Origin of the sequence: Rhodococcus sp. (in: high G+C Gram-positive bacteria) (genome assembly GCF_049299235.1) — a bacterium.
Lineage (GTDB): Bacteria > Actinomycetota > Actinomycetes > Mycobacteriales > Mycobacteriaceae > Rhodococcus.
In genome coordinates this window covers 1-4,674 of the sequence record NZ_JBAQXC010000195.1, presented here as the reverse complement: position 1 = coordinate 4,674, position 4,674 = coordinate 1, and the positions used below count along the sequence as shown (strand labels likewise).

The 4,674-nt window shown below is 62.0% G+C and carries 2 protein-coding genes; one reads left to right on the top strand and one right to left on the bottom strand.

Features of this window, described 5'->3' with window-relative positions:
• Nucleotides 1-2,235: 2,235 nt before the first annotated feature.
• Nucleotides 2,236-2,787, bottom strand: a complete 552-nt coding sequence (locus WAX14_RS11785) for a transposase (RefSeq protein ID WP_422628247.1) — start codon at nt 2,785-2,787, stop codon at nt 2,236-2,238.
• Nucleotides 2,788-2,987: 200 nt separating this feature from the next.
• Here WAX14_RS11785 and istA point away from each other — a divergent pair.
• The coding region (istA, locus tag WAX14_RS11780) for an IS21 family transposase (RefSeq protein ID WP_422628246.1) at nt 2,988-4,674 on the top strand (1,687 nt) is incomplete at its 3' end.

Sequence of the window (4,674 nt, the reverse complement as noted above, 5' to 3'; positions counted from 1 at the left end):
CGCCGGCGATCGGGGTCCCATGCCCGCTACTGGGCATACCGGAGCTCGACCCGGCCTCGCAGAATTGTCTGCGGTAAACCTTGTCATGCGACGCGACGGATTCTGGCGCAGCCGCGGGCTCCCAGTGGGGGAGGGGATCCTTCGTGTTTTGCCAGCGGACCGAACTCAACGCGCACTTCACGCGCGTTGAACAGAACCAGCAACAGCAGCAGCAGCGATGATGATGATGATGTCGAGCGACTCTCGTCGATTGAGGTGGAATTTTCAGTTGGGCACGCACCACCGACCGGGTGTCCTCAGCTTCAGCACAATTCACTGCGGCACACTAGATTGGTTCATTTGCGAGAGAGTGCTTCTCGAATCTGACTCATGGAGGACATCCGGGTACGCACAGAAGCTACTCGGGTGTTGCGGACAGGCGCCGCAGTCGTAGTCCGGCGTTCCAGATCTCGTTCCAGCTTAGCTGTCCGGGCCTGCTCGGAGGGGGAGGGGCCTGACCAATCAATGCGTGCCAGGCGCCAGCGCAGGAACCTGATCGGGTGGAAAAGTGCGTCCCGATTCGGCCAGATCCAACCGCGTAGTTTCGTGTCCTCGTTGAGCTTTCTCACGATATCGCGTCCTGTCCAGCGTGTCGTATCGACGCAATGGGCGCTGAGTGCGTCGCAGACAGATCCGATGTGCTTCCCCGCCTCTAGCGACGGGGCGAGCAAAATAAGCTCCGCAGCGGCCTTCTGGAGCGAGATCGGTCGAGGTGTTCGGTCGTGGAATGAGGTGGATCCGGTCGTGCGCGCTCGCGCGCGCGTTGTCTTGTACTTCTTAACAGAAGTACAAGTACTAAAAAGACCACCAAGAGATTGGGGGCCACCAGTCGTAGGCTGTGGATTACCGGGTGGGGGAGAAGTGCGGGCGTCGCGCGAGGTGTGTGCGACGAACGTGGGAGGCACCGTACCCGCGGGCGGGATGTCAAGGGTCACCTGACGAACGACGGCCCGGGGGGAGGTCAGCGCCCAGACGCTCGGCGCTTTGACTTGTCTACGTCCATGATGGGCTTCGGCGGCCCACTGTTCGATAGTGCGTAGGAATCGGCCCCGCGTCATCTCGTGAGCCATTCCGAGATCGGACAGGACCCGCCGCGCGCGCTTGAGGACGGTGACGGAGACGCCGGCTCGCTCGGCGAGAGTATCTCGTGAGGCGGTGACGCGGCGGCCAGTACGCTGGTCTGCGACGGTGGCCATGCATACCGCGACGGCGAATACGCGCTCAGGGTCGATGCTGTGACGTCGGCATTTTTGAATGCCGACGTCGCTATTCAGAATTTCTCGAACTTGGCGTTGCCAGGTGACACGTCCGGACCAGATTGGAGTGGACGATTGCAATTCTGGTGATACCGGAATTGACCAGGTTCGGCCGCGCTGGTCGCTCTCGAAATTGATCTTTTCCACGCGCGCCACATTTTCTTGCGCGCGGGCAATTGCAGCGAAATAGGTGGGGTCGTTCGAAGTGGTGAGTTGTTGCGCTACGTCGTCCGGCGTGCCGGTCCCGGAAAATTCGCGGCGTGTCGATATGGAAGTCGTTGTATCTGCTTCAGGGCATAAGCTACCCTGAGACGTACCAAGCATGGTTTGTCCCTCTAAGCGAACGGAACCTATCGAGTACCGATAAGTCCTGGTGGGGGCAGTGCTTGGAGCGAAGCAGCAACTTCGCTTCCACGTCGAAGGTCGACAGTGGTGAGAACTGAACGCACGGATAGCTGCACTGCAACTTGATGAACCTGGTGAAGGATTCTCGAAGGACAAGCCCCCGCCTAGGGGGCTTGTCTTGCACTGCCCTGTGAGTTATTTAATTATTACTCATCAGTAAGTTCCGGCCTCCTACGTCCGCATAGATGTCGATGTGGATAATTTCACCACATCACCGACCCGTGACCGTGCAGCAACTCGAATTTATTTTCGTGTGCCGAGCATAGCCGTCCACGGCGGGGACGATATTTCGCCGCTCATTCGAAAATGAATGTATGGCACAGCCCGATACCGTGCCCGATCTGAAGGTTGAACGTACAGCTACCCTCAACCTTTCGTGCAGGTGATGCGTCGGCCTGAGCGGCTGCGGATCGATTGTGGAGGCGGTGGATTCGGTGTGCATCCACGCTCGGTCGCCCGACACGGTCGGATGACGTCGAGGTCCACGGCCCCGAACTGAGTGTCCTTTCGACTCGATGAAAAAGTTACGTGTAGGTCACACAGGTGCAGGTAGCGCTGCAAGCCTGTTCAAGCCGGCCACAAGAACATCGACACCAGGAACCGTCGCGGCCAGCCGTAGTCGAACCCTGCGGGCATGGCAGGCGATCTTCCCGGCGATCGACAACAGCCGCAGCCGTAGCCGTTTCGGTTCCCACCGCCGCGCCGGGACCTCGGTGAACGCGAGCATCTGCATCCACGCGGTCAGCTCACACGCCAGTTGCGCGAGCGCCAGCCAGATCCGGTTCTGATCGAACCCGTGCAACGGAAGATTCTGCAGCCCGGTCGCTTTCGCTGTCCGGATCCGGTCCTCGCACCGAGCCTGATGCCGGTGCCGCAACTCCAGATCCGGGAGTTGCCCGCGGCGGGTGTTGGTGACGAACGCGGTCAACCGCAGCCCGTCGAGGTCGGTGAACCGCAACTGCGCACCCGGGTGGTTGAGTCGGCCCGCAGCGCGGTACCGGTGTCGCCACCGGCCCGTTTCTGCGAGCCGCTCGCCGAACCCGGCGTGCGCGTTTCCACGCACCGGGCTCTCCACGGTCTCTGCCATCAGGCGTGGTTAGCCACTACCCAGGGGTTCGGGTGTTAGGAACGCGTTTCGAGCAGCGCTGTTCTGACGGTCCGGTAGCACGAGTATGAGCATTCGGTGGCGGTAGACAGGACGATGTGCTCGTCTCGGGTTCACGCGTGGCAATTCGGCTGCGCGGGGACCCGAAACAGGAGGCACGGCTGACTGATTACCGACTGGTGATGTCACAGTTGCTGCAAGGAAGGTCGTACCGGGAGATCGAAGCGATCGCGGGATGCTCATACCGCACGATCGCCAAAGCGAAGAAGATCTGCGATGAACAGGGGCTGAGCACCGAAGACCAGATCGCGGCGCTGACCGCCGAGCAGATCGACGCCTTGTTCACCGACGGGCGAAAGAACACCTCGACCGATTTCGTGGCGTTCGATGTCGGCACGGCAGTGAAGAAGCGCTCGGGCAGCAAGAAGCTCCCACTGCGGGTGCTGTGGGCCGACTACCTGGAAACCGAAGGGGCACCGGGGCAACGGCACTACAGCTACCAGCGGTTCTGTCAGATCATCGGTGAGTACGTCGAGGTCAACGATCTGACGATGCGGATCACCCACATACCCGGGCACACGATGCAGGTCGACTGGGCCGGCACCACGATGGCGATCTTCGATCCGGTCACCGGCAGCGGAACCCGGGTGTCGGTGTTCGTGGCATCACTGCCGTATTCGGGCATGGTCTTCGCCTGCGGATGCCTGGACGAGAAGGCAGCGAACTGGCTCGATGCCCACGTGCAGGCATTCGAGTACTTCGGCGGCGTCGCCCAAGTGATCGTGCCCGACAACACCTCGACCGCGTCGAACCAGATCACACGCGGGGACAAGGCCCGCGAGGTCAACCACGCCTATCGGGACTTCCTCGAGTACCACCGCACCGCCGCGGTGCCCACCAGAGCGGTGCGGCCCCGCGACAAGGGACACGTCGAGTACGGGGTCAAGATCGTGACGAACTGGGTGATCGGACGACTCGCCGACCGCCGATTCGCCAGCCTGGACGACCTCGGCGAGGCCATTCGCGTCCATGCCGATCAGATCAATGACCGAATCCCGTTCCGCGGACAGCAGATCAGCCGGCGGGAATTGTTCACCGAGCACGAGCAGTCAGAGCTGCTGGCGCTGCCCGAGGCGCGGTGGCAGCCGGTGACCTGGAAGAAGTTTAAGGCCAACAGGGATTACCACGTCGAGATCGCGACGGTGAAGTATTCGGTGCCCTATACCTTCGCCGGTCAGCTCGTCGATGTGAAGATCACCGGCGACAAACTCGTCATCATGTGTGACGGCGAAGTCATTGCATCCCACGTTGTTTCCGGGCGTCGGCACTCGTATGTCACGGACCCCGAGCACGTGCCCGCTCAGCATCTGCACTCCGCGGATCTGTGGGATCGGGCCTACTTCGTGCGCCAGGCCCACAAGGTCGGTCCGCACACCGTGGCCGCGATCGGTGACCTGCTCGACCGCCCAACACATCGAGGCCCAGGGCTACCGTTCGTGCCAGAACATCCTCGCCTTGGGAAAGAGCGACAAACAACTCCTCGAACGGGCCTGCGGACAACTTGTCTCCGAACATACCCGGCGGGCGATCTCCTACACCGCGCTCAAGCAACACCTGGCGGCGCTGCGGGCCCAGGCTGCTGCACGACCGACGACCACGGCGGCCTCAGCGCCTGCGACGTCGGCAGTGCTTCGGTTGCGGTGGCCACGGCGATTGTCCCGGTGTCGGTTGCTGGTGACACTGGGTGGTTGGGTCATGCCGGTCCGTTCTCGCTGACTCACTCGTGCATATCCGGGCTGTCGGCAGCACCGGGGCCCGAGAGTCCGGTCGTGTGCCACAGCGTGCCCCGTCGTACCCGGCCGAACCGGA

Coding starts and splice junctions, on each gene's coding strand:
- WAX14_RS11785 (WP_422628247.1), bottom strand. CDS start 2,787: ATGGCAGAGACCGTGGAGAGCCCGGTGCGTGGAAACGCGCACGCCGGG.